At 38.7% G+C, this 25,235-nt stretch carries 21 protein-coding genes; 17 read left to right on the top strand and 4 right to left on the bottom strand.

All coding sequences use genetic code 11. The features are described from left to right. Window position 1 precedes the first annotated feature (1 nt). The gene (locus AAJG31_RS06080; protein ID WP_103117750.1) at window positions 2–1,759 is read right to left on the bottom strand and encodes an ABC transporter ATP-binding protein; all 1,758 of its coding nucleotides are present in this window, start codon (window positions 1,757–1,759) and stop codon (window positions 2–4) included. A gap of 131 nt (window positions 1,760–1,890) precedes the next feature. Further along, entirely contained in the window at window positions 1,891–3,609 is a 1,719-nt protein-coding gene (locus AAJG31_RS06075) for a PucR family transcriptional regulator (protein WP_054550754.1), read from the bottom strand. A 214-nt stretch (window positions 3,610–3,823) separates the two neighbouring features. Between AAJG31_RS06075 and AAJG31_RS06070 the strand changes: the two genes are divergently transcribed. The 8 genes from AAJG31_RS06070 to AAJG31_RS06035 all read left to right on the top strand — a co-directional run bounded on the left by AAJG31_RS06070 (window position 3,824) and on the right by AAJG31_RS06035 (window position 12,655). After that, window positions 3,824–4,432, top strand: a complete 609-nt coding sequence (locus AAJG31_RS06070) for an ankyrin repeat domain-containing protein (RefSeq protein ID WP_103117751.1) — start codon at window positions 3,824–3,826, stop codon at window positions 4,430–4,432. A gap of 31 nt (window positions 4,433–4,463) precedes the next feature. After that, window positions 4,464–5,339, top strand: coding sequence for a DUF2877 domain-containing protein (locus AAJG31_RS06065; RefSeq protein ID WP_103117752.1), 876 nt, complete (start codon window positions 4,464–4,466; stop codon window positions 5,337–5,339). A gap of 2 nt (window positions 5,340–5,341) precedes the next feature. Next, the gene (fdrA, locus tag AAJG31_RS06060; RefSeq protein ID WP_103117753.1) at window positions 5,342–6,895 is read left to right on the top strand and encodes an acyl-CoA synthetase FdrA; all 1,554 of its coding nucleotides are present in this window, start codon (window positions 5,342–5,344) and stop codon (window positions 6,893–6,895) included. Further along, complete coding sequence (locus AAJG31_RS06055) at window positions 6,888–8,315, top strand: DUF1116 domain-containing protein (protein WP_048389952.1); 1,428 nt, start codon at window positions 6,888–6,890, stop codon at window positions 8,313–8,315. The genes fdrA and AAJG31_RS06055 overlap by 8 nt, the downstream gene beginning before the upstream one ends. Before the next feature lie 31 nt (window positions 8,316–8,346). Further along, the gene (locus tag AAJG31_RS06050) at window positions 8,347–9,825 is read left to right on the top strand and encodes a cytosine permease (RefSeq protein ID WP_103117754.1); all 1,479 of its coding nucleotides are present in this window, start codon (window positions 8,347–8,349) and stop codon (window positions 9,823–9,825) included. A gap of 2 nt (window positions 9,826–9,827) precedes the next feature. Continuing rightward, the gene (gene arcC / locus AAJG31_RS06045) at window positions 9,828–10,778 is read left to right on the top strand and encodes a carbamate kinase (protein WP_048389956.1); all 951 of its coding nucleotides are present in this window, start codon (window positions 9,828–9,830) and stop codon (window positions 10,776–10,778) included. 13 nt (window positions 10,779–10,791) lie between these two features. Next, entirely contained in the window at window positions 10,792–11,250 is a 459-nt protein-coding gene (locus AAJG31_RS06040; protein ID WP_048389958.1) for a nucleoside deaminase, read from the top strand. A gap of 169 nt (window positions 11,251–11,419) precedes the next feature. Beyond that, complete coding sequence (locus AAJG31_RS06035) at window positions 11,420–12,655, top strand: Zn-dependent hydrolase (RefSeq protein WP_048389960.1); 1,236 nt, start codon at window positions 11,420–11,422, stop codon at window positions 12,653–12,655. A 108-nt stretch (window positions 12,656–12,763) separates the two neighbouring features. Here AAJG31_RS06035 and AAJG31_RS06030 read toward each other — a convergent pair whose 3' ends face one another. Then, window positions 12,764–13,966: an MFS transporter gene (locus tag AAJG31_RS06030; RefSeq protein WP_103117755.1), complete on the bottom strand. Its 1,203-nt coding sequence runs from the start codon at window positions 13,964–13,966 to the stop codon at window positions 12,764–12,766. A gap of 129 nt (window positions 13,967–14,095) precedes the next feature. On the opposite strand from AAJG31_RS06030, the gene AAJG31_RS06025 reads away from it, so the two are divergent. Both AAJG31_RS06025 and AAJG31_RS06020 read left to right on the top strand, forming a co-directional pair. Then, the gene (locus AAJG31_RS06025) at window positions 14,096–14,977 is read left to right on the top strand and encodes a LysR family transcriptional regulator (RefSeq protein ID WP_048389964.1); all 882 of its coding nucleotides are present in this window, start codon (window positions 14,096–14,098) and stop codon (window positions 14,975–14,977) included. A 178-nt stretch (window positions 14,978–15,155) separates the two neighbouring features. Next, window positions 15,156–16,406: an MFS transporter gene (locus AAJG31_RS06020; RefSeq protein ID WP_103117756.1), complete on the top strand. Its 1,251-nt coding sequence runs from the start codon at window positions 15,156–15,158 to the stop codon at window positions 16,404–16,406. 60 nt (window positions 16,407–16,466) lie between these two features. Here AAJG31_RS06020 and AAJG31_RS06015 read toward each other — a convergent pair whose 3' ends face one another. Then, window positions 16,467–18,314 (bottom strand): multicopper oxidase, encoded by a 1,848-nt coding sequence (locus AAJG31_RS06015; RefSeq protein WP_259950133.1) that lies wholly within the window; start codon window positions 18,312–18,314, stop codon window positions 16,467–16,469. 322 nt (window positions 18,315–18,636) lie between these two features. On the opposite strand from AAJG31_RS06015, the gene AAJG31_RS06010 reads away from it, so the two are divergent. The 7 genes from AAJG31_RS06010 to AAJG31_RS05980 all read left to right on the top strand — a co-directional run bounded on the left by AAJG31_RS06010 (window position 18,637) and on the right by AAJG31_RS05980 (window position 25,188). Beyond that, a complete protein-coding gene (locus tag AAJG31_RS06010; protein WP_259950092.1) occupies window positions 18,637–20,061 on the top strand; it encodes a tetratricopeptide repeat-containing diguanylate cyclase in 1,425 nt (474 codons plus the stop codon). A gap of 318 nt (window positions 20,062–20,379) precedes the next feature. Beyond that, entirely contained in the window at window positions 20,380–20,862 is a 483-nt protein-coding gene (locus AAJG31_RS06005) for a DUF5590 domain-containing protein (RefSeq protein WP_048389969.1), read from the top strand. Window positions 20,863–20,878: 16 nt separating this feature from the next. Next, window positions 20,879–22,072 (top strand): pyridoxal phosphate-dependent aminotransferase, encoded by a 1,194-nt coding sequence (locus tag AAJG31_RS06000; RefSeq protein WP_048389971.1) that lies wholly within the window; start codon window positions 20,879–20,881, stop codon window positions 22,070–22,072. Window positions 22,073–22,100: 28 nt separating this feature from the next. Continuing rightward, window positions 22,101–23,396, top strand: coding sequence for an asparagine--tRNA ligase (asnS, locus tag AAJG31_RS05995; RefSeq protein ID WP_004232833.1), 1,296 nt, complete (start codon window positions 22,101–22,103; stop codon window positions 23,394–23,396). Window positions 23,397–23,473: 77 nt separating this feature from the next. Continuing rightward, entirely contained in the window at window positions 23,474–24,202 is a 729-nt protein-coding gene (locus tag AAJG31_RS05990) for a DnaD domain-containing protein (RefSeq protein WP_016994290.1), read from the top strand. Window positions 24,203–24,214: 12 nt separating this feature from the next. After that, on the top strand, window positions 24,215–24,877 hold the full coding sequence (gene nth, locus AAJG31_RS05985) for an endonuclease III (protein ID WP_279494509.1): 663 nt from the start codon (window positions 24,215–24,217) through the stop codon (window positions 24,875–24,877). After that, a complete protein-coding gene (locus AAJG31_RS05980; RefSeq protein ID WP_279494510.1) occupies window positions 24,874–25,188 on the top strand; it encodes a YpoC family protein in 315 nt (104 codons plus the stop codon). The genes nth and AAJG31_RS05980 overlap by 4 nt, the downstream gene beginning before the upstream one ends. Window positions 25,189–25,235: the final 47 nt, after the last annotated feature.

The following is a 25,235-nucleotide window of genomic DNA, read 5'->3' as shown; positions in this document are numbered from 1 at the left end:
TTTATTCTACGTCTTTAATGCGTAATTGCTGCATGGCAAACTCACGATACATAGCATGTGTTTCAAAGAGTGTTTCGTGTGTACCACAGCCTGTAATATGCCCTTTCTCAATAAACAATATTTGATCGGCATCTACCACTGTCGATAAACGGTGCGCAATGACTAGTGTTGTGCGTCCTTGCATTAAGTTGTCTAATGCTTTTTGTACATAAATTTCTGAATTACTATCTAAGCTTGATGTTGCCTCATCCAGCATTAATATTTGCGGATTACGTAAGAGCGCTCTTGCGATAGAGATACGCTGACGTTGTCCTCCTGAAAGCTTGATGCCTCGTTCTCCAACTTCAGTATCGAACTTATCTGGAAGCTCGTTAATAAATTGATCTGCATAGGCCATTTTAGCCACTTTTTCTAGCTCATCATCTTGCACTTCACGGTCTATACCATAGCAAATGTTTTCTCGAATCGTACCTGAGAGCAGGGCACTTTCCTGCGCTACATAGCCGATTTGACTGCGCCAAGAGTGGAGTGAAAAAGTTTCGATTGGTGTATCTCCTAGTGTGATACTGCCGTTCGTTGGCTGATAATATCGTTCTAGCAGTGAAAATGTAGTTGTTTTACCGCCACCACTTGGTCCAACGATGGCTGTTACTTTGCCTGGCTCAATTGTGAAGTTAATATCGGATAAAATGGGCTCCTCACCATAAGAAAAATCAACATTTTTAAGATAAATGGGTTGATCTATTTTTTCTACTGTTAAGCCTTCTTCAATACGTTCTTCCTCGTATTCAAGCAATGCACTAATTCGTTCTGTAGCACCCATGGCTTTTTGGAGCTGGGTAAAGAACATCGTTAATTGCGTCATTGGCATAATGATTTGGATTAAATATAAAATAAATGCCACCATATCGCCAGCCGTCAGCTCTCCAGAGGAAACACGGACACCACCATAGCCAATAATAGCTACAAGCACAGACATCAGAACGAATGAAATCAGCGGGGAAATCAGTGCATGAATTTTTGCTTCTTTTAAGCCAAATGTAAAGAGATTCGTAATGCCCTTTTTTCCACGCTCATATTCAATTTGCTCAGCATTTGAAGCCTTGACTAGGCGCGTTTCAGGTAAAACTTGATTTAATACAGACGTAAATTTTGCTGTTTCATCTTGCATTCCTTTTGAAATCACAAACATGCGTCGCCCTAACAACATTAAGATCACCATAGCCAGTGGTACGGCAATCAGCATGACTAATGTCATTTTCCAATCTAAAAATAGAAGAATGATGATAGAACCTATAATGGAAATAACGCCAGATAAACAGTTTGCTAAATGCTCTGTTATAAGCTCTTTCACAACCCCTGTGTCATTCGTAACACGGCTCAATGTTTCACCAGTATCATGTTCATCATAATAGGGGATTGGTAAATGCAACAGCTTTCGCCATAGCTGGTCACGTAATTTTGCCACAACATGATGTCCAACTCGATTTAAATAATAGATGGATAATCCACTGGCAATAGCCTGGGCGATAAAGGCAATACCTAGTACAATAATTTGCCAATAATTAAGCGATTCTAACGAAAAGCCATCCACTAATTGTTTTGTAAATAATGGAACAATAAACCCTACACCTGTCGTTGCTAAACTCATCACTAAAGCGATGACAAGTAGCCATATCGGTGGTTCGGCACGTTTTACTAACTGTATAAAACGGCGCCAATCTTTTTGTTTAGACATATCATTTGATGTTTCTTGCAAAGAAATAAGCCTCCTTCATTGTCTGAAAACAATGTATTTCGTTTCTATGGCTTTACTATAGCATGCGTTTATGAACTGAATATGAAATGAATGGTCATCAAAAAAGGTGATGCGATCACCACCTTTTGATACTAGTCTGCAAATTCATCGTGGTATAAAGACTTACCAAGCAAGCGATAGATTCTTAAGGCTAGCTGGATTTGTAACAGCTCCTCATAGCTTTTTAAATCTGTTTTTAAAATTTCTTTAATCTTTTCAATCCGATAAATTAACGTATTGCGATGGATAAACATTTCCTTGGCTGTTTCACTTATATTCATATGATTGATAAAGTAATTTTCTAATGTAAGTAGATAGCTTGTCCCATGTAATAGATCATGCTCAAAGACAGAACCCAAGCTTTCTAAGAAAAAGTCCTTTAGCTGCACTTCATTAATATTCGAATCTAAAAAATGATAAATGGAGTGATCCGCATAATGAGCCACTGCTCCACGCTCTTCGAAGCGGTGCATAAGACGGAGAGCTTCATGTGCCTCTGCAAAGCTTTTATGGACAAAACGTATATGTTTATATTCTTTGCCAATTCCCATTAAGAAAGAGCTTTGCGTATGTTGCTGTACTAATAATTGGAGAATGTTTTCTGCGTATTGCTTTGTTTCATTGATCGTGAAATCTTGTTTGCTGTCTTGCTGTCCAACTAATATAATGATTTGATTGTTGCGATAAAGGCATGTAATTTCTCCATTAATTGTGCTAGAGTGCTCATAAATTAAATTCATACATTTTTTTGCAATATTATCGGTTTCGTATTTTCTAGAAATTAAATCATGCTGGTTTTGCAAATTTTCATGGCTAATAGAGATGACGATGCAATAATATTTATGGTTGATCTTTAAGCCGTGGAGATCGCATAGTGTTTGTAGCGTTTCAAGCGAAGTGATTTTTCCAGTCAATAAATCATCAAAAAACTCTTGTTTAATCTTTAGTCGTACACCCTCAATTTCCTTCTGTTTTATCCTTTCTAGTGCCACAATCGTGGAGGCTTGCTCTAAAACGATGAAATCAAACTCATTCAGATCCCGTACAGTTTGCCAAATGACAATATAGCCATAAATATAGTTGGCTACTGCAACAGGAAGAATTCTACATTTTACGGCTAGATCTTCTAATTGATAGATTCGTGTAATGGATTTTTGCATTTCATTGAGATCATTCGGAATGGTATTTATAAAATCCTTTGAAAATGTTGGACGATTCTTCTTTAAATTAATGCCATAGGCAAGGGGCACAGGATTCGTATCAAGATCTGTATAATGCAGTAAATTCCAGTCATTATCTAAAAAAATAATCGGGTTATTAATTGTTTCAGCTAACTTAGAGGAAATAGATTCGATGCCTCCTCCTTCAAGCGCCACCTTAAATAGCGTATTGTGCATGTCCAAAGATTTTCTATTTAATAGATCATAACGGCCAGATGCCTTTTCATTGATAATCGAGATGACCTTGGAAAGGGTGTAATTATAAGGTAACTCTAATAACGGCAATCCATGCTGATTGGCAATATCGATCATGTTTTGAGGCGTCTTTTGTAAATAGCGTCTCATTTTAATAACAAGGCCTGCACAATTGATTTTAGAGATTTCTTGGATAATTTTATTTTGTAAGGCTTCGTCATCTTGGAAGATGTAACCAGTCGTTAACAGTAATTCATTCGGTGTCAGCCAATCAAATGCATCGGGATTTTCGATAATATTCACAAGTGCAATTTCATTGTGAATTCCTTGCTCTCCAGCAACAATTTTAATTCCTTCAAGTGCCTTTATCTCTAATATATCTTTAATTGTTAGCAAATGATTTCACTCCTTCGCCATAATCTTATCACAAAACATTGTACATATTGCCTAAATGATCTACATTCTTTTTGGTTTTGCTAAACAATGATATCTACGGCATAAGAGAATAAAATAAAGCTTGTAAGACGGAAATGTGAAAGTAGTAACATTCTCGCGGTTTATTTCTTTTTAGTTGAAATGAACAATAGGTCAGAGAAATGGAGGAATGAAATTGGTAGATATGAATGTGGTCTCAGAATTTTTAACTGCAGCTGAAGCAGGTGATAATAACGCTCTGAAAGGTTATTTACAACAAGGTGTGGATATTAATTCTCAAAATAAGCGCAAACGTACAGCAATTTTACTTGCTGCGATGAATGATCAATTAGAAACAGTAAAATTTTTAATTCAGGAAGGGGCAGATATTGACCTTCAAGATCAAATTTGTTTAAACCCATTTTTGTATGGATGTATAAATGGAAAGTTAGAGCTTGTGAAAATAATGCTACAAGCAAACACAGATTTAGAGCGTTTAACACGCTTTGGCGGTGTAGGGATTCATCCAGCAAGTGAGAAGGGCTTTGTAGAGGTAGTTCGTGAACTTGTAACGACTACAGACATCAATGTCAACCATACAAATATTTGTGGATGGACACCATTGATTGAAGCCATTCTCCTCAATGATGGGGGAGAAAAGCAACAAGAAATAGTTCGTCTATTAGTTGAACATGGAGCAGATACACAATTAGTGGATCAATATGGTGTGACACCATTAACAATGGCTAGAGAAAAAGGATTTACTGAAATTGAAAAAATTCTACTAGAAGCAGGAGCGAAATAGTAGTACTCCTACGACATAAAGAGGTGTACATATGATACATGCCAAATCGGGTGATGATTATTTCCTGCAGCAAATAGTGGCGACGTTTACGGGAACGGTTCATAGCGTGTTTAAACATGCCTTAAATATACGGAGTGATGGTAAGGATGAAATTTTTACACTTGCTACGAAGGCAATGGATCGGGCACCCAATACACTTGTCATTGATCTTGATACATTGGATCACCTGGGCATTCAGCAACATGACAGGGTATCGGTTCGCCATAATCAACTATTAATAGAAGAAAAATTAATAATAGCGATCCCAACCGCCTCTCGTTGGCAATGTCAGCTACCTATTTATCCAGCAAATTGTACACGCTTAAAAATGAATATGATCCGTGTAAAACAATTCATTGATTTACATGGGAAAGGCGGCGGCATAAAACGTAATGATTCTCCCGTCAGTGAATTTGAAGCGGAGACATCGAGATTATTACAGCAGCGCACAACTTTACTTTATGAGGAAATATTGAATCAACGTTTGGATCGTTTTCAGGCATATGCAGCTGATTTAGTAGGCTTGGGGCCAGGGCTAACACCATCAGGGGATGATTTTTTAGTAGGCTTATTTGCTATCATTCACTTACAAAATAGCCCGTGTTCTATGTATAAACCTTTGTGTGAAAGCGTCATCAAAGTGATTCAGCCTTTGACCAATGAGATTAGCTTTACAACATTGAAGAAGGCAGCATATGGACAAGTAAGGGAGTCCATCTGTTCATTCATACACGCCATTTTATATGGCACAGAAGTGGAATCCATTGAGGCTCTGAGAAAGGTGCTTGCTATTGGCTCTTCCTCAGGAACAGATATTGCCTTAGGGCTGATAAGTGGCTTAGAAGCCAATATAAAATTAGGAGGATAATGATGAGTATTAAAGTCGTAATTAAGCGCAACACATATTTTGATTCAGTGTCATTGATGTCACTATCTACAAAAGCGAATCAAATTGAAGGCGTCGAGCAAGCAATTATTGGTATGGGTACGGAGATGAACAAAGGAGTCATTCGTAACGTTGGTTTGATGACGCCAGAAGTGGAGGAAGCAACAGCAGGGGACTTAATGATTATTGTTAAAACTGCTAATGCGGATCAAATAGAAAGCGCTTACCTAGCAGTGGAAGAATTACTAACAAATAAAGATAAAGCACAAGCAAAAAGTGATATTAAATATGCAACGATTGATTCAGCTGCACAAGGAATTCCTGATGCAAACTTTGCGGTCATTTCTGTCAATGGGGCATTTGCTGTTCGCGAAGCACGCAAAGCACTTGAAAATGATCTACACGTGATGCTTTTCAGTGATAATGTGAGCGTTGAAGACGAAGTAGAATTAAAAACTTTAGCACATGAAAAAGGCTTATTAATGATGGGACCAGACTGTGGTACCGCTATTATTGGTAATACAGGACTTTGCTTTGCAAACGCTGTAAGAAAAGGCAATATCGGTATCGTAGCGGCATCTGGTACAGGTAGCCAAGAAGTAAGTGTTCGCATTCATGACTTCGGTGGTGGTATCACACAACTGATCGGTACTGGCGGAAGAGATTTAAGTAAAGAAGTGGGCGGTATGATGATGCTTGATGGAATCAAAGCACTAGAAGCCGATGAAGCCACTAAAGTGATTGTACTTGTATCGAAGCCACCTGAAGCAAGTGTTGAGAAAAAAGTACTCGCACAAATTAAAGAATGCAGCAAACCGGTAGTGGTTTATTTTATAGGTGGTAATGAAGAGGCTGTAGTCGCAGCTGGTGGACAATTTGCTAAAACATCGAAAGAAGCAGCCTTAAAGGCAGTCTTACTAGCAGGTATTGATGAAGCAGGTATTAACAAACGTGCACTTAACATTCCATTAGTTGAAGCGGTTCGTGCAAAATTAGCGCCAGAGCAAAAATACATTCGTGGGTTATTCTGTGGCGGTACGCTTTGTGATGAATCTATGTATCTAGCTATGGAAAAATTAGATAATATTTACAGTAACATCCAAAAGAATCCTGATTTCTTATTGAAAGATATCAATGTGAGTCAGGAACATACATTCATTGACTTCGGTGATGATGATTTTACAAATGGTAAACCACATCCAATGATCGATCCGTCTTCTCGCATAGAGCGCTTCTTACAAGAAGCAAAAGATCCGACAGTTGGTGTCATTGTGATGGACTTCGTATTAGGCTTTGGCTCTCATGAAGACCCAGTAGGTGTTATGCTTCCCGCCATCATTGAAGCTAAACAATTTGCTGAAAAAGAAGGTAGACATTTAGAGATCATTGGGTATGTCCTTGGAACAGACTTAGATACGCCAAACATAGATGAGCAAGTGGAAAAATTAGTCGATGCAGGTGTTACACATGCAAGCAGTAGTACAAATGCAGGGTTACTTGCTAGAGAAATGGTGTTGAAAGGAGAAAATCATGAGTAAGATTAATGAACTTTTCACAAGTAAAATTAACGTAATTAACGTAGGTATTGAACTTTTTAAGGATGATATATTAGCACAAAATGCAAGTGCTACACACCTAGAGTGGTCACCACCGGGAGGAGGTAAGCCAGAAATTATTGCAGCACTAAACAAAATCGATAAAGCAGAACTTGCTGAAAAAATCGAAGCAGCAAATCGTCTTGCGGTGGAAAAAATTGTGAACTCTCAACCCGTGTTGATTGGTTTCGATCAAGCCATCAATGTTGTACCTGGCATGACGAAAAAAACAATTTTACACGCAGGACCACCCATTACTTGGGAAGATATGAATGGCCCAATGAAGGGCGCTGTGATGGGTGCTCTTGTATTCGAAGGATTAGCAAAAGATTTAGAAGAAGCAGCAGAGGTAGCGGCGTCTGGAGATATTACATTCTCACCTTGCCATGAGCATAATGCAGTTGGTTCAATGGCTGGGGTAACATCTGCTTCGATGTTTATGCACATCGTTGAAAATAAAACGTATGGCAATATCGCCTATACAAATTTAAGTGAGCAAATGGCAAAAATCTTGCGTATGGGTGCCAACGATGACAGCGTTGTCGAGCGATTAATATGGATGCGTGATGTGTTAGGACCAATTTTACGTGATGCAATGAAATTAAATAAAGACGGCATCGATCTACGATTAATGCTTGCACAAGCGCTCCACATGGGTGACGAATGTCATAACCGTAATAATGCAGGTACAAGCTTATTAATTCAAGCATTGACACCATATATCTTAGAAACAGATTATCCTGTTGAACAGAAGCGAGCAGTATTTGATTTCGTGGCAAGTAGTGATTATTTTTCAGGTCCTACATGGATGGCATGCTGTAAATGTGCATTAGATGCTGCACATGGAATCGAATATAGTACTGTCGTGACAACAATGGCACGTAACGGTGTAGAATTTGGTGTTCGTATTAGTGGCATGCCAGGTAATACATGGTTTACTGGCCCAGCACAAAAAGTAATCGGACCGATGTTTGCTGGCTACAAACCAGAGGATTCAGGTCTTGATATAGGGGATAGTGCTATTACAGAAACTTACGGTATTGGTGGTTTCGCAATGGCTACTGCACCAGCAATCGTTGCTTTAGTAGGTGGAACAGTGGATGAAGCAATTGGTTATTCTCGTAAAATGAAAGAAATTACGACGACAGAAAACCAAAATATTACCATTCCATTATTAAACTTCATGGGAATTCCTACTGGTATTGATATTCGCAAAGTCATCCAATCAGGTATTCTTCCAATTATTAATACAGCTATCGCACATAAAGAGGCTGGAATCGGTATGATTGGTGCTGGTATCACAAATCCTCCAATGGAAGCTTTTGAAAAAGCATTAATTACAATTAGTGAGAAGTGGGCTTAAGCCCACTTCCTATAAGTAGGAGGAGCTTTCTATGGAACACGCAAAAATTGAACAGTCCAATCAAGATTATAGAGCACTTGGCTATTCGGAAGAACTTTTACCAAAAGGTCCTCAGGAAAGAGACTGGGGAATCTTTAACTACATTACCGTGTGGATGGGCGCAGTTCACAATATTATGTCTTATATGACGGTTGCAGGGTTTTTTGTCTTAGGATTATCAGTTAATCAAGTTTTCTTAGCCATTATGCTTTCAGCAGTAATCGTCTCAGCAGGCTATTGCTTAAATGGATATTCCGCCTCTAAATATGGCATTCCGTTTGCCATATTACTAAGAGATTCATTTGGAGTAAAAGGCTCTATTATTCCGGCGTTATGTCGAGGGTTGATTGCTGGGGTTGTATTCTTTGGTACGACGACCGTTGTGGGCGCTCAATCCCTTAATGTATTATTTGCAAGATTCATTCCGAACTATATGTCTATTGGTGGAGACTTCACTATTTTTGGCTTAGATGTTCCGACTATGATTTCTTATATTATTTTATGGGTAATTACAGTTTTACTTTTTTTAGGTGGCATGGATATGCTAACAGTCTTCGGTAAATACTCATCACCGATTGTTTATATTTTCATTATTGGCGCAGCGATTTGGGCAATTAATATTGCTGGAGGAATTGGACCAATTTTAGAATATAAGCCTTCTACAACGATGGAAAGTCCATTGGTTTTTATTGCATGTGTTAGCGCATTGGTGTCTAACTGGGCTGGTCCAATTGTAAATATTGCAGATTTTACGCATAGAGCTAAATCGCCAAAAGCAATGATCTATGGCTTATCCATCGGTATGATCGGCTCGTATCTATTATTTGCGATTACTTGTATTAGTTTAATAGCAGGGACAGAAATTGCTTTTGGGCAACCAATTTTTAATATTGTAGATGCTATTGATAAAATTCAAAATCCCTTTTCAGTGATTGTATTAATTTTAGCGTTAAATGTAGGCGCAACAGCTTTTGTAGTTTTTGGTAATTTATTACCATCTGGATTACAAATGACAACTTTATTCCCTAAAGTATTTACGGTCAAAACAGCAGGTATTTTAACAGCGATTATTGGCACAGTCATTTTGCCTTGGAAACTAGTATCGAGTACAGAAACGTTATTTTTCTTTTATAGTTTTATAGGCTCTATGTTTGGACCGATTGCAGGTATTATGTTGTCTAGCTTCTTTATCGAGCGTAAAAGACGTTTAGATTTATCTATGATTTATGTGGAAGAAGGTCATAATGGAGCTTATAAATCTGGCTATAACATCGTAGCATGTATCGTTCTATTAATAAGCTTCCTCTTACCAATGTCAGGTGCTTTCCTGAAAAGTGTGCCGTTTTTAGTACAGCTAAATAACTTTGCTTTCTTTAGCGGACTGATCGTGTCATTCATTTTATATAAGCTGTTATATAAATTTAATCAGCAAAATGTTCAAAATAGTGTAGAAAAAGAAGTAGGGGTGTAGTTGTGAATAAATTAGTAATTGTAGCAATCGGCGGTAACTCGTTGGTAAAGGATAGTGGAAGTGAATCTATTCAAAGTCAGCAAGAGGCAGTTGCTCAAACTGTCGAGCATATCGCGGATATGATTCAGGAAGGTTATAAAGTGGTTGTCACACACGGCAATGGTCCACAAGTTGGTTTCACTTTACAACGAAGTGAAATTGCTAATGAAGTATCAGGCATGCCAGCAATTCCGTTAGTAAACTGTGTGGCTGACACACAAGGTGGAATTGGCTATTTAATTCAACAAGCATTAATTAACGAACTGACTAAACGTCAAATTAATAAAAAGGTAGTCAGTGTGATTACACAAGTTGAAATCAATGAACATGATCCCAACTTTATTAACCCTACAAAGCCAGTTGGTTCATTCTTTACAAAGGAGCAAGCGGAGGCGATGCTAGTAGAGCATCCAGATTGGAAAATGGTAGAGGATTCTGGCCGTGGCTACCGTCGCGTTGTGCCTTCACCAAAACCAATCGATATCGTGGAAAAAGAGGCGATTAAATCATTAATTGATAATGATTATGTCGTGATCGCTGTAGGCGGTGGTGGAATTCCAGTTGTGAAAAAAGAAAACAATGTCTATGAGGGTGTAGATGCAGTCATTGACAAAGACTTTGCAACAAGTCTATTAGCGGCACAAGTAAATGCGGATTCATTAATTATTACAACGGGTGTTCCGCGTGTGTTTATTAACTTTGGAAAACCTGAACAACAAGCACTTGAAGAAATTACTGTTGAGGAAACAAAGCAGCATGTTCAAGATAATCAGTTCCCGCCAGGAAGTATGCTACCAAAAATCGAAGCAAGCTTAAGCTTCTTAGAAAATGGTGGTCATCGAGTAATTATTACAAACCCTGAAAGTCTGAAAGAAGCGATCAATAATCAGGCTGGTACTCATATTATTAACTAGGAGGAATCACGGTATGGATTATATTCAACTAGCTGTTGACAAAACAAAAGAAGGCATCGATCAAAATATTGGTGGACCATTTGGTGCAACCATTGTAAGAGGTGATGAAATCATCGCTGTTGTTGGCAATACAATGATGCGTGATACAGACATCACTGCACATGCAGAAATAGTAGCCATTCGTGAAGCCTCTAAAAAGCTTGGCACAATGGATTTATCCGATTGTGTCATCTACGCTACTTGCGAACCATGTCCAATGTGTGTGGGCGCTATTATTTGGTCGGGTATTAAAGAAGTTCATTATTGTAATACAGCAGAAGATGCTCATGTACATGGCTTCTCTGATATGCATCTACGTGATTACTTAACGGGTAAAGATAAAAGTGTCCTGAGCATGCAAAAAATTGAAACGACTGAAGAATGTGATGCTTTGTTCCATCATTTCAATGACAAAATGGCTAATAGTAAATAGATTAGAGCAGTCATATACTGCTTAAGTCTTTCCAGTGAATTAGAGTAGGGATCTCGTTATGGAGAATCCCTTTTCTAATTTTCAACCAAAAAGGTGTAAAATAGATACTATACAAGCGTACATTTGGTCTGATTTTCATCTTCGTAATTCTTCAAAAGGAGCTGTTTACATGATCTATAAAGAACGTTATCAACAATTACTAGATAAAATGAATCAATATAATTCAGGCGAAAAAGGGATTACGAGAGTTGCCTATACGAATGAAGAACAGGCTTGTTTACATGCCTTTATTCGTTTATGTAAAGATGAAAATCTTCAAATTCATATTGACCATTGTGGAAATCTTATTGCTCGAAGAGAAGGCAGTGTGCCAGGATTGCAGCCTGTTGTCATGGGATCTCATTTAGATACTGTCTATCAAGGCGGTAAATATGATGGCGTTGTAGGGGTAACCGCTGCCCTAGAGGTCATCAAGCGATTAAACGAGCGATCTATTGTGACAGAGCATCCAATTGAAATTATCGCCTTTGCCTGTGAGGAGTCTTCAAGATTTGGTGTGTCAACAGTAGGCAGTAAAGCAATGGCAGGATTAATTGATAAAGAAAAATATCGCCATTTAGTCGATCGAGATGGTATTACGATGGAGCAGGCTTTTGCTCATTGTGGACTTGATTTTAGTAGTGTTGATCAAGCGACAAGAGTAGAGGAAGGATTCCATGCCTTTTTCGAATTGCATATTGAACAGGGACCACTGCTAATTAACTATGAAAAGAAAATTGGTATTGTCACAGGGGTAGCAGCACCAGTTCGCTTATTAATGAAGTTAAATGGAAAAGCGTCCCATTCAGGCACGACTCCAATGAATATGAGAAAGGACGCTCTTTTAGGAGCATCCGAATTGGCATTAGAATTAGAAAAAGCGGCGATAGCAGAGCAGGAGTTTGGCACTGTGGCAACTGTTGGAATACTAGAGGTTGTGGCAGGCTCGATGAATGTAGTTCCAGGTGAAGTGGAGTTAACTGTAGATATCCGATCATCCTCTGTGGAATCGAGAGAACGTGTGCTTCAGCATTTTTATACGGTTATTGCAAACGTTCAACAAAAGAGGCAGCTTGCGATTGAATACAATGTCATTAGCTCAGAGGATCCTGTCCAGCTTTCTCCAAAGCTAATGCAAGATTTAGAAACAATTTGTGTAGAGAAGAAACTATCCTATCAATATATGCAAAGTGGAGCAGGTCACGATTCTATGAATATGACAAGGCTCGGACCAGTTGGCCTTATTTTTATTCCTTCAGTGGATGGTTTAAGTCACCATCCAGATGAACATACGGAGCTTGAAGATATATTAATAGGAATCGATGTTTTAGAGGCAGTTGTGCTAAGATATGCTTCAGTCAGCTAATTAGCAAGCATCAGTTGAAGACGCTACATGTATGGCCAGTGTCATCCCGTGAAGGCAATACAACAAAGGCACAAAATCGATTCCATCATTAAAAGACGACCTTCCTTGTTAGAAAGTCGTCTTTTTCATGTGAATATGATGCATTTGTGGTTGCTTTTGGTTTCCAATTTTTAGTTGAATCAGAATCATCACAAGGACGATGATGATCATGCCAATAATAGCAGTTGTAAAATTGCCTGTGAAATCTCGAACAAGACCGACAAAGAAGGGGCCCAATGCAGCAAATACAAAGCCAACTGATTGTGTCATAGCAGCTAAGAAGCTAGCCTCGTGAATATCTTTGGCCTCATCAATTGGTAATGTTAGCCCTAATGAGAAAAGCCCACCTGCACCAAGGCCAATCAGAATACTGCTCAGCCAAGGATTATAAGAAAACAGTAGCATCAATAAACCAATTAATTCTAATGATGAACTACCTACTAGCCATACGGCTCGATGCTGAAAACGGTTATTTAATATAGGCACTAAAAATGTAGCTGGCATTTGGGCAATTGTTAATAGTGTCAGCATCATTCCAGCGTCGTGTTTGCTATAGCCTAAATTTTCTGCGATGGGAGGTAACCAAGCCATGATGGTATAAAACATAAAGGCCATTAACCCAAAAAAGCCTGTTAAAAGCCAAGCCTTTTGATTCATTAACATTTGCTTCACACTGTTGCTCTTACTAGGTGAATTTGTGACTGATGCAGTAACTGCTTTTTGTTCAATTGGCTTCCACCAAAAGAATAAAGCGATTAAAGCAAGAATAGCCCAGGAGGCAGAAGAAGCTTGCCATGAATGAAAAAAATTGCTTAGTGGAATAGAAAGCCCAGAGCCAAGTGCAGCTCCTACTACAAGTGCTAGCGAGTAAATCCCCACTACACGGGAAGGGTTCGCAAATTTCTCCTTAATATAGCCCGATAACAGTGGTCCTACGATGGCAATGCCAATGCCTGATAACAAGGCTGTTACTAGCATGACCCAAGCAGTATTAGCAAAATATCTGGTAGCTGTTGCTAGTCCAATAAGAATAAGAGCGTAAGCGATAGTTCGCTCGATGCTCCAACGATTAGCTAGTTTGATTGCGAAAGGTGCAAATAAGCCCATACATAGCACAGCTAAAGAAGTTAGCAAACTAGCAGTAGCTGCGCTCATATGTAAAGTCTGGCGAATAGTTCCTAACAAGGGGGACACCGAAGTAATGACAGGCCGTAAATTAAAAGAAGCTAAAATAATGGAAATAATTGGTACAATTTTGTGATTTATATTCATTGTCTTTCCTCTCCGTCCTATCAAATAAATAGTAAGCCTAAATTGAAGTCTATCTGAATTAGAATGATTGAACAATACTATTATTACTATTACAATGATAGTTAGAAACTATGATAGGGCGTGGTCTATGTGGAAATACGGCATCTGCATTATTTTATGGCAGTCTATGAGGAGCTACATTTTACAAAAGCTGCTGAGAAACTTGGCATCTCTCAGCCAACGTTAAGCCAGCAAATACGTGTGCTGGAGGATGAGCTAGGAATGCCATTGTTCGATCGTATTGGCAAAAAAATTGTTGTGACTGAGGCAGGCTCTCTTTTGTTTAGCTATACAACAGAGGTATTTAATACATTACAAAATGTCAAAGATTCGATTAAAGATTTACAGGGGCTACAAGGGGGACAAATAAGTATTGGCATCATGCCATCTGATCTTGATTATCGGATTACACAGCTTGTTATTGATTTCCATCAAAAATTTCCAAAGGTAAAATTAAAGATACTTGCTTCCATCGATATTATGCGGCAGGTTCTCGAAAATGAAGTGGATATCGGTATTGGGACGAATGTAGAATCAGATGATCGATTGGTCATTATTCCTTTATGTAGAGAGGAATATGTACTGACCGTTTCAAAGGAGCATCCATTGGCACAGCAAACAGTGATCCCAATTGCTGAATTAGAAGGACTTCCTATGGTGATGTATCCAGAAGGTTTTCTTGGTAGAGAGATAGTAGAAGAGGCTGTAAAAAAGCATGGTTTTCACATTCATTCTATTCTTGAAACAAGCTCTGTCACGTCCATTATGAATCTCGTTCGAGCCAATATTGGTGTAACGGTGCAACCCTATCCTTTGCTCCAACAAATGAATGATCCTAGTTTGTGTAGTATACGAATTTCAAATGGTGCTCCAAGCCGAAGCCTATCCATTATTTTCCGCGTAGATCGCTATGTTAGTCAGGCAACTACTGCTATGATTGAGCAAATTAAACATTACTTTAAAAGTAAATAGGGTTAACAAAAAGGAAGATATAAAAATATGTTCCTTTTTTTAGGGAGTTCACATATACTATTTATAAACCGACAGTCAGTCTAATTTGTAGGGCAAGTCCTAGAAGCTTGTGCCTACAATTTTTTAACATATTAAATGACCGACTGTCGGTCTAAAAATAATAAGGGGTGTTTTTTATATGGAAATGCTAGTCAAAGAAAAAGGCTTTTCGAAAGATTTTATCATTATGGTAGCTGGGCAGATTATTTCTATTTTAGGCTCTGCGCTTTTAAGATTTGCTCTTTCACTTTTTGTTTTAGATATAACAGGACGGGCAGATCTTTTTGCTGTGCTTTTCGCTATTTCAAGCCTTCCTGTTTTACTTACACCATTTGGTGGCGCTATAGCAGATCGTTTTAATCGGCGAAATTTAATGGTCCTATTTGATTTTATCAGTAGTGGCATTGTATTGATTTTTTTTATTGTATTACTAACAAACAATCATTCTGTGCTATGGATTGGGTTGGTTATGGTGCTTCTTTCATTCATTAGTGCAATGTACACGCCAGCTGTAATGGCTAGTATTCCGCTATTAGTTAGCGGACAAAAGCTTGAGCAGGCTAATGGGATCGTCAATGGGGTCCAGGCATTAGCAGGAGTGACAGCACCTGTGCTAGGGGGGATACTATATGGAATGCTTGGCCTCAAACTTCTCGTCATAGTAAGTGGTTTATTATTTTTCTTTACGGCTATTGTAGAAATGTTTATGACAATCCCATTTGTGAAACGTAGCTATGATGGTCATTTGATGCCGACCTTAATCAAAGACATGAAAGAAGGTTTTACTTATGTGGTGAAGCAAACTTTTATTTTAAAATGTACGCTACTTGCTGCTTTATTGAATTTACTATTGACTCCACTTTTTATCGTTGGTGTGCCTATTATTCTTCGTGTCACGATGAAAAGTAGTGATACATTGTATGGAATAGGAATGGGGATTATTGATTTTGCGACGATTTTAGGCGCGTTAACGATGGGGTACTTTGCAAAAAAGCTGCGTATTCACACCCTCTATATTTGGGTATTGATGTCAGCCTTTTTGGTAATTCCCATGGCTATGTCTGTGCTACCTCGCGCCCTTCAAATTGGCTATTATCCATCGTATAGCTTATTTATTGGTTGTGCTCTTATCATTGCGATGATGATGACGATTATCTCCATTTACGTAATGACCCTTGTCCAAAAAGAAACACCAAATGAACAATTAGGGAAAGTCATGGCAATTATGATGGCAGTATCACAGTGTATGGCACCACTTGGGCAGATGGGGTATGGGTTGCTATTTGAGTTCTTTCAAGCCAACATCTATATACCAGTGTTTATAATCTCTGTGTGTGTATTATTATTAGCTTTCGTAACGAGAAGAATATGGCGATTGGAGGTCAAATAAATTGCTGGAACAAAGAAAACCACCTTTTCATTGGTAGTTTTCTTTGTAAAGCGTACTTAGCTAAAATCTTCGGGTTCTTTGACGAGGCCTATGCCTGCTGGTAGGAGTATTGGTAGGAAGGGTTGGGAACAGTAGCGTTGGCATATGTTGTGTATTATCTCCTATATGAATAGTAATGGATTCTTCTTCTTGAGGTGAGACTACCTTTTCTTCCTCAAGTTGTGAGTGTTCTACCTCATTTAATAGTGGAGCTGAAGATTCACTATGATGGGTAGTACTTGTAGGATTTGTAGGATTTGTGGGAGCTGTTGATTCTTGATGTGTTACAGGATGTTCTACTGCTGCATGAGGCTGCTGAACAGCATGGACGTCTTTCATAACGAGAATGGGTCGCATCATATCATGATCCTCATGCTCAAGGAAATGACAATGCCACATATAATTCCCGACATGATCTTTCCAATGCATAATAATTTTTGTCACCTTTCCAGCGTCAGCCTTCACCGTGTCCTTCCAACCTCGCTCATAGTCTCTTGGTTCTTCAGGCGGCCCTGTAAATTGTACGATGCCTTCATTTTGATAGATTTCTAAATCAAACGGCCTTCGTTCCAGAATTTTAAATTGAATGAGGTGCAGGTGAATAGGATGGATAAAGGGTGTAGCATTAATAAAGTTCCAGATTTCCACACTATCTAAAGAAGGTTTTTCCGTTGCTGGATCATGGTACATTCGATCATTTAACAGCAACATAGGTCGACCAAACTCATCGGTAGTCGCCGTCAATGGTAGTTGTCTTTCAATATGTGCATGGTGTGGATGTAGATCCATAGAAACGGCAAGTCTTTCTGGAATCTCACTTGTATCTTCACATTTCAAAGGTAAAGTTACTCGAAACTGCATAATCACGTTTGTGTGTTCATCACTGAAATCGGTATCAGTATTAAGTAAGGTAATCTCCTGTCCAGCACAGCTTGAAAAATCGATAATGACATCCGTGCGTTCAGCTGGCAGCAACTCGACAGATTGGATAAGTTGTGGTGCTGATAAGAAACCGCCATCTGTACCAATTTGAAACATTGGTTGATCATTGGAAAGACTGATGACATAGCCTCGTCGATTAGAGCCATTTAGTAAACGAAATCTATATTTACGTGGCTCAACATCTAAAAAAGGCCATAGTTTTCCGTTAACCACTATCGTATTGCCAACAAAGCCTGGTGTGATAGAGGGATGAACAGGCACGGGAAAGGGTGGTTCGTCAGGATAAAACAATGAGCCATCCTCATTAAACGTTTTATCTTGAATTAAAATCGGATATTCATAGTCTCCACATGGTAAATTAGAGCGTTCCTCAAGGGCATCCCTCAGTAAATAAAAGCCTGCTAATCCTGCATATACATTTAAACGTGTTAAAGCCATGGCATGGTCATGATACCACATGGTAGTGCCAGGTTGATGATTCGTATATTCATGTATTTCCTTATTAAATTTTGGACCAGTATGCCGATAGTCTCTTGTGTACCATGCTTCAGGATGGCCATCACTCTGCCAATCCACATTGGCACCATGTAAGTGAGTAACTGTTCTTACTTCTTGTGAATCGTTTGCAGCATGAAGCGTAAAATCTACTGGTAAAAAGTGCTGTAAGGGCAGCTGGTTTTTGTATTTCACATAGATAGTTTTATCTTTAGAAGCTTCTATGGTTGGCCCTGGGTAAAGCCCATTGTAGCCCCAAATTAATGAGTTTGGAAAATGCTTATGAAAACGATGCTGGCCCTCCATCATGACCAATTCGTAATAATCATTCTTCTGTTGCCCTCTGCTGTATTTTGGTTTAGCAATCATTGGTTTTGGAAGTTCATCTACAAATTTTGGAATTGTTGCTGGATCAGAAGGGTTAATTTGCATACTCACAACATCACGTCCCTTTTCGATACTAAAAAAGCTAATTAACTCATCATATGGGTAAAAACAACAGGTAACGAGGACAAAAATGGAGAAAAATGTGTAAAGACATAAAAAATTTACCTACATATTATGATGGGATAAGATGATTCACTTTCAAGCAAACAGATGTAAGATTTTAAAACAATCATCACAAAAGATTTTTGCGTTGTAGGTAATAGTTGGTATCATACGAAAAAGGCGGACTAAGTGAATACATATGTCTTATAATTGAGAAAGCACAAAGTAAACTGGATGATATGGGGTATGGAGAAGTGGTGAAACGGTGGAATTAACATTAGAAGAATTAAATAAAACGATAATGGAGATGCGCACAAAGGGGTATTTAACGAAAGCACTAAAGCTTGCTGATCAAGGTCTTTTAGTCGCATTAGAGAGCAATAACTATCCATATGTCATGGATTTGTACTATCAAAAAATATTAGTTCATCATTCTTTAGGTGACACATTAAGCATGGTTAATCTTATTCATGATTATGAGGCCATTTGTCAAAATTATGGTACGACAAAAGATTTAATGCATTATCATTTAGTAATGTCATTAATCTATGATTTAGTTGGCATCCGTGAAAAAACGGTGGAGATGACGAAAAAATCTATCGCCTATGCACAGGAGCTACAAGATCCTGTCATGCTTGTTCGCTGTCATAATAATCTGTGCTATTTAGAGGTAGAGAAGGGCTGTACAAAGGAAGCACTTCAAGCAGGGCTATTAGCTAGAGAATATAATAAATCTCTTGCTAGAACAATGCCTGATCTAGCAAAATTACATGATATTCGTATTAATAATAATTTAGCAGATGTGTATATTTTAGAAGGGGATTTTAAAAAGGGGAAGGCATTGCTGGACAGTACGTTATCCTCTACTATTATTCATCATCATAAACGAGAAAAAGTAGCGGCATTGTTTGGCTACGGTTTTTTATTTGAAAAACAGCAAAAGCTTGAAGAAGCTGTATTTTATTATAAACAAGCCATAGATCTTGCCCGATCTTATGGAGATAAGCCAATTACAAAAAAAGTGATGCGCTTACTGTTAAATGTATTGTATCAATTGGATTGGCGAGATGAAATTTTTGATGTACAGCGTGAATATATTGATCTCTCGGAAAAAATGAGTGTTGCAAATTTATTACAACAAGTAATGAACTTAGAATTTAAGCGTCAAAAGGAAAAGCTTGAGAAAAAAGCACATTATGATCCATTAACAGGCGTTTTAAATCGACATTTTTTAGACTATGAGCTACAGGAATGGCTCAATGCAGCCGAAATAACGCAATCCTATGTATGTATTACGGTTTTGGATGTCGATTATTTTAAACTATTTAACGACACGCATGGTCATTTATTTGGAGATATGATTTTACAGCTTTTAGCTAACAGCTTGAAGGATTTTTTACAGGATGAAGATGTGGAAATTATTCGTTATGGCGGAGATGAATTCATCCTTTGTTTTAGGCATTCTCAGAAGGACTATATCAAAACATTGGTCCATAACACACATGCCTATTTGCTCTCACTAAAGCTCGAACAGGAACAGCAAAGTTATCCCTTAAGGGTCAGTATGGGTGCTTGTGTGAATAATCAGAAAAACTATCAATACAAGGAGCTATTTGAGCAAGCGGATAGCTGTTTATACCAAGCAAAGGCGAATGGCCGTGCTAGCTGTGTGCTATACGAATTATCATAATGACAGGTTCCTATTTACATAGTTAAATAGGAATTTTTCTTGTGATAGGACCATGTTTTTTATGCCCAAAACGAGGCTTCTATGAGGTGAAATGAAATTTACTGTAGTCATTGTTTGAAAACGTTGTTCTAGCAACGTACAATATATGAAATTAAGAAACACGACAGCACAAAATTGTTGTATAATGTTGTGGTATGAGGAAAGAAAGCAGGTTGACAAAATGGAAAGCAAAATGAATGGTTACACAGTTATAGACACACACATGCATCAGCTATGTGTTATGCCAAAACAGCTCGATGTGAAACATAAGGTGAATAGATGAAAAACTGGTTAATTTTCATTTCTGTCTTTATTGTTTCGTTGTCACTTGTCATTAGTATTTTAGTACTCTGGAAAGCCGAGGCTCCGTTCCGTTCAATTGAAGAGCAGGCTGAACAGTTGGCACTCGATGCCAAAGCCCTCGCAATTGTATCGGAGTCCTACACATATAATGGCAAACATTCGTATGTTACTGTGTTCGGGGTAGACGAATACGGTGATAAAAAAGCTGTCTTTGTTCCGACGAATCTAGACGAGGATTCCATTCAGGAAGTGATATTAGAAGATGGTATTACGGAAAAGCAAGCATTATCGGTTTTTAAAAATGAAGGAAATGTACAAAAAGTCCTCCACATGAAATTAGGCTATGAGGAGCCTGGCGCAGTTTGGGAAATTACATATCTGAACGACCACGACCAGCTCAACTATGTCTATATTCTGTTTAAGGATGGCGACTGGTGGAAGCGCATTACGAATTTATAAGAGGAGTAGATCCCGAATGAAAAATTTATTAGCAACACGTGTAAAAACTTTAACACCATCTTCAACATTAGCGATTACTGCAAAAGCAAAAGCATTGAAAGAGCAAGGTATTGATGTGATTGGTCTTGGAGCTGGTGAACCAGACTTTAATACACCTCAAAATATTTTAAATGCTGCCATTGATTCAATGGAGAAAGGGTATACAAAATATACACCTGCTGGCGGACTTCCAGTTCTGAAAAAAGCCATTATTGATAAGCTTCAACGCGACAATAACCTTACCTATCAGCCAAATGAAATCATTGTTGGTGTAGGGGCAAAGCATATTTTATACACGCTATTCCAAGTGATTTTAAATGAAGGTGACGAGGTTATTATTCCAATTCCTTATTGGGTGTCTTATCCAGAACAAGTGAAATTAGCTGGCGGCGTACCAGTTTATGTTGAAGGTACACGTGAACAAAGCTATAAAATTACAGCGGATCAACTGAGAGCAGCTGTGACAGACAAGACAAAAGCAGTGATTATTAATTCTCCTAGCAACCCATCAGGCATGATTTATTCTCGTGAAGAGCTTGCAGAACTTGCTGCTGTTGCAGAAGAAAAAGATATTTTAATCGTGTCAGATGAAATTTATGAGAAGCTTGTATACAATGGTATTGAGCATTTTTCAATTGCACAACTTTCTGATGCAGTGAAAGCACGTACAATCGTTGTTAATGGTGTGGCAAAATCTCACTCTATGACAGGCTGGCGTATTGGATATGCTGCAGGTGACACAGACATTATTAAAGCAATGACTGACCTTGCATCACACTCAACATCTAATGCGACAACAACAGCACAATATGCAACTGTGGAGGCGTATAATGGCTCTCAGGATGCGGTAGAGGAAATGCGTCAGGCATTTGAATCTCGTCTTGAAAAAATTTACCCACAGTTAAGTGCTATTCCTGGCTTCCATGTATTAAAGCCACAGGGTGCATTCTACCTATTACCGGACGTAGCAGAAGCTATGGCTCACACTGGCTATGATTCAGTAGATGCATTTGCTGCGGATATTTTAACAGAAGCAAACGTAGCAGTGATTCCAGGCTCTGGCTTCGGTACACCAACTACTATGCGATTATCTTATGCTACATCTTTAGACTTATTAGAAGAGGCAGTCCGTCGTATTGATACATTCGTAAAATCAAAATGGCAAGACTAATCCTTCTAGTCAACTTTGGAGGATTTCTATGAAAAAAATTATGATTAAAGATATGCCACAGCATATCGGTGAAACAGTCAAAATTGGCGCTTGGTTAGCCAATAAACGTTCAAGTGGAAAAATCGCGTTCCTACAGCTACGTGATGGCTCTGGCTTTGTACAGGGCGTTGTAGTGAAAGAAGAAGTAGGCGAAGAAATTTTTGCTACGGCAAAAGGGATGACGCAAGAAACTTCTATGTATGTGATTGGTGAGGTGAAAGCTGACGAACGTTCAAGCTTTGGCTGTGAGCTTGCTATAACTGGTATCGAGGTACTACATGCAGCAACAGATTTCCCAATCACACCAAAAGAACATGGTCCAGAATTCTTAATGGATAACCGTCATTTATGGCTGCGCTCTCGTAAACAACATGCCATTATGAAAATTCGTAATGAAATTATTCGCGCTACATACGAATTTTTCAATAACAACGGTTTTACAAAAATGGACCCACCAATTTTAACAGGTTCTGCGCCTGAAGGTACTTCAGAGCTGTTCCATACAAAATATTTTGATGAAGATGCTTATCTATCTCAATCTGGTCAGCTTTACATGGAAGCTGCTGCGATGGCTTTAGGAAAAGTCTTCTCATTCGGTCCAACTTTCCGTGCTGAAAAATCTAAGACTCGTCGTCATTTAATCGAGTTTTGGATGATTGAGCCTGAAATGGCATTCGTAGAATTTGAAGAAAATTTAGAAGTACAAGAGCAATATGTAGCGCACATCGTACAATCTGTACTTGCAAACTGCAAATTAGATCTAGAGCGACTTGGCCGTGATACATCAACACTTGAAAACATTAAAGCGCCATTCCCTCGAATTTCTTATGATGATGCGATTAAGCTTTTACACGAACAAGGCTTCGACGATATTGAGTGGGGCGATGATTTTGGTGCGCCTCATGAAACTGCGATTGCGAATTCATTTGACAAACCAGTATTTATTACTTGTTACCCAGTAGGTATTAAACCGTTCTATATGCAACCACACCCAGATCGCGATGATGTTGTATTATGTGCTGATTTAATTGCACCAGAGGGTTACGGAGAAATTATTGGTGGTTCAGAGCGAATCCATGACTACGATTTATTAAAATCACGTCTGGAAGAGCATAACCTATCATTAGATGCCTATGCTTGGTATTTAGAGCTTCGCAAACATGGTTCTGTCCCACATTCAGGTTTTGGTCTAGGGTTAGAGCGAACTGTAGCATGGATTTCAGGCACAGAGCATATCCGTGAAACAATTCCATTCCCACGTTTACTAAACCGCTTATATCCATAAGCTAATCAATTTAAAAGTCGCGTAGTGAACTATCTACGCGGCTTTTCTACTTACTTAAAGAAGGAGTCTGGAGAATAATGAACGTAAATAATCATCGACTCCGTACATGGACTGAGCAGAGAATGATTCCCATTCCACAGCTTTTTTTTCAGTTTTATAAGGAGTTAAACATGGAGGATGAAGAGGCACTGATTGTCATGCACTTATTGGCCTTTCATATGGAGGAGAATGACTTCCCAACACCTAATGATCTAAAAAATCGTCTCACAATGTCTGATAATGACATCACATCCCGTTTACAGCGATTAATGCAGAAGGGTTTTCTTGAAATTACACGAGATGTCGACGCGGGTGGCAAGCTATATGAAAAGTATTCCGTATACCCGCTATGGGAGCGCATTTTACAGATGATTGATATGAAAGAGCAGCAACAAACGGCAGTGACACTTCAGCAAGAAGAAGGGGAGATATTCCGTCTTTTTGAAGAGGAAATGGGGCGTCTTTTATCTCCTTTAGAACTTGAAAAAATTGGATGCTGGCTTGATGAGGACAAGCATAGTCCCGCACTCATCAAAGAGGCGCTAAAGGAGGCTGTCTTTGCTGGAAAATTGAGTATTCGCTATATTGATCGCATTTTATTAGAATGGAAAAAGAAAAATATTACGACACCTCAAGCCGCACAAAAGCAAAGTGAACAGTTCCGTGAGAAACAGACATTTAACAGAGCACCAGCTCGAACAGTTCAACAAGAAACGCAATCAACGGGTAGAGTTCCTTTTTATAATTGGTTGGAAGAAAGAGAATAGGGGGCATCCAGTTTGTTAACGAAAAAACAGTGGGAGCATTGTCTAGAAGAAATGGATCGAATGTTTCCCGACGCACATTGTGAGCTCGTCCATGACAATGCTTTTGAGCTAACGATTGCTACATTATTATCTGCACAATGTACAGATGTACTAGTCAATAAAGTAACGAAAACCTTATTTCAAAAATATAAAACACCAGAAGATTATTTAGCTGTTTCTATAGAGGAATTGCAACAGGATATTCGCTCTATTGGCCTTTATCGCAATAAGGCGAAGAACATTCAGGCTCTATGTCAACGTTTACTAGATGAGTACGGTGGCGAAATCCCTGCAACACGTGAAGCATTGGTGACATTACCAGGTGTAGGACGAAAAACGGCCAATGTTGTGCTTTCAGTAGCCTTCGATATTCCAGCACTTGCAGTGGATACCCATGTGGAGCGAGTATCCAAACGCCTAGGGCTCTGTCGATGGAAAGATTCGGTGCTTGAAGTGGAAGAAACGATTATGAAGAAAACGCCAATGGACAAATGGTCAAAAACGCATCACCAATTAATTTTCTTTGGGCGTTATCATTGTAAGGCCCAAAATCCTGGATGTGGTACTTGCCCTTTACTCGACGATTGTCGTGAAGGGCAAAAGCGTTTAAAGAAAGGCATGGTGAAGAAAGCATGAATAGCGAAGCCATTGCAAAAGAAAAAGTAGATGCATGGTTTGCCCAATGGACTTCACTACAAGCCGCTATCCATACAGCACATGATGTAAGAAATGGACTGGCAAAAGGGCTAATGGAAGATGCCATCGAGCTATTTGAACAACTTGTGCAAGCTGCAGGCGATGAAGTGCTACCGATTAATGGGGTTGAGCGATTAGCCTTTATTAAAGCTAAGCCAGGTCAATATGCATGCTATCGTCAACTAGATGAGCTATTTAAAGAAACGAAAAAGCGCACAGCACGACTGCGGATTCAAGCTAGTAAAAGTTAGAGTGGATGGATAGAGTATAAAAAGTGGATAGGACAGATAAAGTGAAG

It is taken from the genome of Lysinibacillus sp. BS3, assembly GCF_039614735.1.
GTDB classification, from domain to species: domain Bacteria; phylum Bacillota; class Bacilli; order Bacillales_A; family Planococcaceae; genus Lysinibacillus; species Lysinibacillus capsici.
Note: the sequence above shows the minus strand (reverse complement) of the source record. Positions and strands in the feature narration are given on the sequence as shown.

What these genes read in the sequence shown, in the direction of transcription:
- AAJG31_RS06065 (WP_103117752.1), top strand. Translation starts at nt 4,464, where the DNA reads ATGATACATGCCAAATCGGGTGATGATTATTTCCTGCAGCAAATAGTG.
- fdrA (WP_103117753.1), top strand. Translation starts at nt 5,342, where the DNA reads ATGAGTATTAAAGTCGTAATTAAGCGCAACACATATTTTGATTCAGTG.
- AAJG31_RS06055 (WP_048389952.1), top strand. Translation starts at nt 6,888, where the DNA reads ATGAGTAAGATTAATGAACTTTTCACAAGTAAAATTAACGTAATTAAC.
- AAJG31_RS06050 (WP_103117754.1), top strand. Translation starts at nt 8,347, where the DNA reads ATGGAACACGCAAAAATTGAACAGTCCAATCAAGATTATAGAGCACTT.
- AAJG31_RS06040 (WP_048389958.1), top strand. Translation starts at nt 10,792, where the DNA reads ATGGATTATATTCAACTAGCTGTTGACAAAACAAAAGAAGGCATCGAT.
- AAJG31_RS06035 (WP_048389960.1), top strand. Translation starts at nt 11,420, where the DNA reads ATGATCTATAAAGAACGTTATCAACAATTACTAGATAAAATGAATCAA.
- AAJG31_RS06030 (WP_103117755.1), bottom strand. Translation starts at nt 13,966, where the DNA reads ATGAATATAAATCACAAAATTGTACCAATTATTTCCATTATTTTAGCT.
- AAJG31_RS06020 (WP_103117756.1), top strand. Translation starts at nt 15,156, where the DNA reads ATGGAAATGCTAGTCAAAGAAAAAGGCTTTTCGAAAGATTTTATCATT.
- AAJG31_RS06015 (WP_259950133.1), bottom strand. Translation starts at nt 18,314, where the DNA reads ATGCAAATTAACCCTTCTGATCCAGCAACAATTCCAAAATTTGTAGAT.
- AAJG31_RS06005 (WP_048389969.1), top strand. Translation starts at nt 20,380, where the DNA reads ATGAAAAACTGGTTAATTTTCATTTCTGTCTTTATTGTTTCGTTGTCA.
- AAJG31_RS06000 (WP_048389971.1), top strand. Translation starts at nt 20,879, where the DNA reads ATGAAAAATTTATTAGCAACACGTGTAAAAACTTTAACACCATCTTCA.
- asnS (WP_004232833.1), top strand. Translation starts at nt 22,101, where the DNA reads ATGAAAAAAATTATGATTAAAGATATGCCACAGCATATCGGTGAAACA.
- AAJG31_RS05990 (WP_016994290.1), top strand. Translation starts at nt 23,474, where the DNA reads ATGAACGTAAATAATCATCGACTCCGTACATGGACTGAGCAGAGAATG.
- AAJG31_RS05980 (WP_279494510.1), top strand. Translation starts at nt 24,874, where the DNA reads ATGAATAGCGAAGCCATTGCAAAAGAAAAAGTAGATGCATGGTTTGCC.